3 protein-coding genes and 1 pseudogene are annotated in these 2,902 nt (G+C 67.3%); 3 read left to right on the top strand and 1 reads right to left on the bottom strand.

Annotated elements, in window-relative coordinates; translation table 11 throughout:
- The 3 genes and pseudogenes from GT042_RS30415 to GT042_RS39535 form a co-directional block, all read left to right on the top strand.
- On the top strand, window positions 1–689 hold a 689-nt coding region (locus tag GT042_RS30415; RefSeq protein ID WP_237531356.1), incomplete at its 5' end, for a hypothetical protein.
- A 305-nt stretch (window positions 690–994) separates the two neighbouring features.
- Window positions 995–1,651 (top strand): hypothetical protein, encoded by a 657-nt coding sequence (locus tag GT042_RS30410; protein WP_161311911.1) that lies wholly within the window; start codon window positions 995–997, stop codon window positions 1,649–1,651.
- 26 nt (window positions 1,652–1,677) lie between these two features.
- A pseudogene (locus GT042_RS39535) lies at window positions 1,678–2,050 on the top strand (restriction endonuclease); the annotation flags it as partial.
- 54 nt (window positions 2,051–2,104) lie between these two features.
- On the opposite strand, the gene GT042_RS30405 reads toward GT042_RS39535, so the two are convergent.
- The coding region (locus tag GT042_RS30405; RefSeq protein ID WP_161311910.1) for a tetratricopeptide repeat protein at window positions 2,105–2,902 on the bottom strand (798 nt) is incomplete at its 5' end.

Genomic DNA, 2,902 nt, shown 5'->3' with positions numbered 1-2,902 from the left:
CCACCCGGCCCGGCCGGGGCAACCCCCGGTGCGCGCCGCCGCGCCCGCGCCAACCCCGCCCGTACGGCACGCTGGTGCCCAGCACACGAAGGAGAACCGTCCGGATGATTCCCCAGGGCCGCCCCACGATGACCGAGGACGACATCGCCGCCGCGACCGGCCTGCCGCTCCACACCTGGCGCCGCCGCCGCGGCGCGGACTTCCGTACCCGCGTCCCCGTCGTCAACCCCGCCGAACGGCTGCGTCTGTACGACCGGGCCCAGGCCACCGCCTACACCAACGGCCAACCCCTCCCCGCCGTCAAGGACCAGGGCCCGCACCCGGAGGACCTCCTCACCGACAAGGAGACCGCCGTGGTCCTGGGCGTCGACGCCTCCACTGTCCGCGCCTACGCCGCCACCGGCTACCTGCCCGCCGGCGTCGAACGCCACGGACGGACCTGGTGGCCCCGCCACATCGCCGAAACCCGCCGCGACGCCGGGGACCAACGCCACCACAACCCAGGCCGGCAACCCGGCGACCCCCGCAACCGCGCACCCCGCCCCCGCCACGACCCCCGCATCGCCGAAATCGCCGAACTGACGAGCCGCACACCCCTCACCACCACCGACATCGCCCACCGCTATCAGGTCAGCGAGCGAACCGCCCAACGGCTCCTCGCCGCCGCACGCCAGCACACCGGCAGCTGACTGGCGGACTGACGGAAGGCGGCTCACGGGATGACTGAATGAGAAAGCGGAGCAGTGGCGATCAGAGGGGCAAACGGGCCCATTGCGTTCAACAACGGATGAGGGCGGTGTTCGCGCAGCCGTGCGGGGATAGATGACTGCCCGCGCGTTTCGGTCAGTGCGGCGTACCGTCTCCCGCTATGACTACTTCTGATGGGGGGCAGGAGGATGTCTCCTACCTCGTACCGCTTTTCTCGGCTGCTGAAGAGTATCGAGACGAGAATCATTTCAGGCTGCTCCCGGATCCCGTGGTACACAGCAGCTTGGTGGCAGACGACGAGCCGCTCAAATCGTGGGGCTCGGCCAAGTCCATCCAGTCCTCCTTCTCCGCCGGGCTGATCCACGTCGACGCACTCACCCAGTTGGTCAGGGTCGCGGGACACCTCGATCCGTTCAGCCCATGGACGCTGCTGCGCGGCGCTCTCGAGAACTTCGCCACGGCCGTGTGGCTGTTGGACGGAAAGGACCGGGACGAGCGTCGGCATCGCGCACTGATCTTGTGGGCCGAAGACTTCCGCAACCGTCAGTTGCACGAGGACGATGTCCAGTACGTCGTCACGGGCCCCAAAGAGAAGACCGGAGCCCAGCGGCGGGCCGAGGTCAAAGACCTGGCCGACAGCCTGGGTCTTCCCACGCTGCCTAGGCCGGGCGCGGGAGACATCATCTTCAGCGCGGCCACTACCGCTGGGCTCGATCCCAAAGAGACTCGGGCGTTGTGGCGCGTGGGCTCCGGCTTCGCCCATGGACGTTTTTGGCCCAACCTCCGTGCCTCTGAAGTCCGCGGACTGGCACGAGTGTCGAACGGCGGCTACATCCTCAACTTTGTGGTCGACGACGACCAGCTCAAGAGCATGGCCGACGCCTGCCGGAAACTCCTCCAGCACACCGCCAAGCGATATACGGCCCGCAGCAGCGCGCCGTAGCCCCCGAGCGGCGGGACTACCTCACGGTGACCGACGGCCACACGGGCACGCGCCCGGTCCTGTACGACGCCGATGGGTTGATCGAGGTTCAGCTTCCGCGTGACCGAGGACTTTACGAACGCCTGATCAAGGCGGTCCTCCCGTGGGTCACAGGCGCAGACGTGCTCGCGGCACGTGACTACGAGCAGATCGGCCTCCAGCTGACCGGCCACCTTCCGCGCGGTCGCCTCCGACCTCCGGAGCCTGGCCGACCACTTGCCGAAGGAAAGTGGTTCTCGGGCGCTCGCCGACGTCGTCCTGCGCGGACAGCAGACTGTCCGTACCGCTGGAGGGCCCGTGCGCTGTGTCCAGAACCGGGCCCGCCTCGTCCGCGCCCTTTACGAACGGCTCGACCGCCTGGGTGCTCCACCCGTGTCTTCCGAGGGTATGGTGAGTTCTGGGGATGGTGTTGATTCACTGCCAGGGCGGTGTGGGTGTCCCGTCCGGGTCGAGGCCGTTGGGCCACCGTGCAGCGAAATCTGGGTTGCGGTAGGACCAGGATGGGGCTCCGTGGTTGACGGCCTGCCGGTAGAGGTTTTCGGCACTTTCCTGGTCCCCGGCCTTTTCCCGTACTACGGCCAGATGGAACAGCGCACCGGTGTCGCCATGGTCGGCGGCCTGCCGTGCGAGGTTTTCGGCGCTCTTCTGGTCTCCGGCTTTTTCTCGCAGCATGGCCAGATTGACTAGGGCGGCGGTGTTTTTGTGGTTGGCGGCCTGCCGGTAGAGGTTTTCGGCGCTTTCCTGGTCTCCGGCCTTTTCCCGTATTACGGCCAAAGTGACGAGGGCGCCGGTCTCTCCGTGGTTGGCGGCCTGCCGTGCGAGGTTTTCGGCTCCTGCCTGATCTCCGCTTTTTTCTCGCAGCATGGCTAGTAGGAACAGAGCATCGGTATTCCCCCGGTCTGCAGCCTGCCGAAACAGGCCGTCGGCGCTTTCCTGGTCTCCGGCCTTTTCCCGCAGCACGCCCAGAGTGACGAGGGCGCCGGAGTCGCCGTGGCTGGTGCCCTGCTGGAAGAGACCGTCGGCGCTTTCCTGGTCTCCGGCCCTTTCCCGGTTCCTGGCCAGATTGACCAGGGCGGTGGTATCGGCGGCCTGCCGGTAGAGGTTTTCGGCGCTTTCCTGGTCCCCGGCTTTTTCTCGCAGCATGGCTAGCCGGATCAAGGCACCGGTGTTTTCGAGATGGGCGGCCTGCCGTGCGAGGTTTTCGGCTCCTGC

The organism is Streptomyces sp. SID3212, assembly GCF_009865405.1.
Classification (GTDB): domain Bacteria; phylum Actinomycetota; class Actinomycetes; order Streptomycetales; family Streptomycetaceae; genus Streptomyces.
This window is presented reverse-complemented; position numbering and strand designations above follow the sequence as displayed.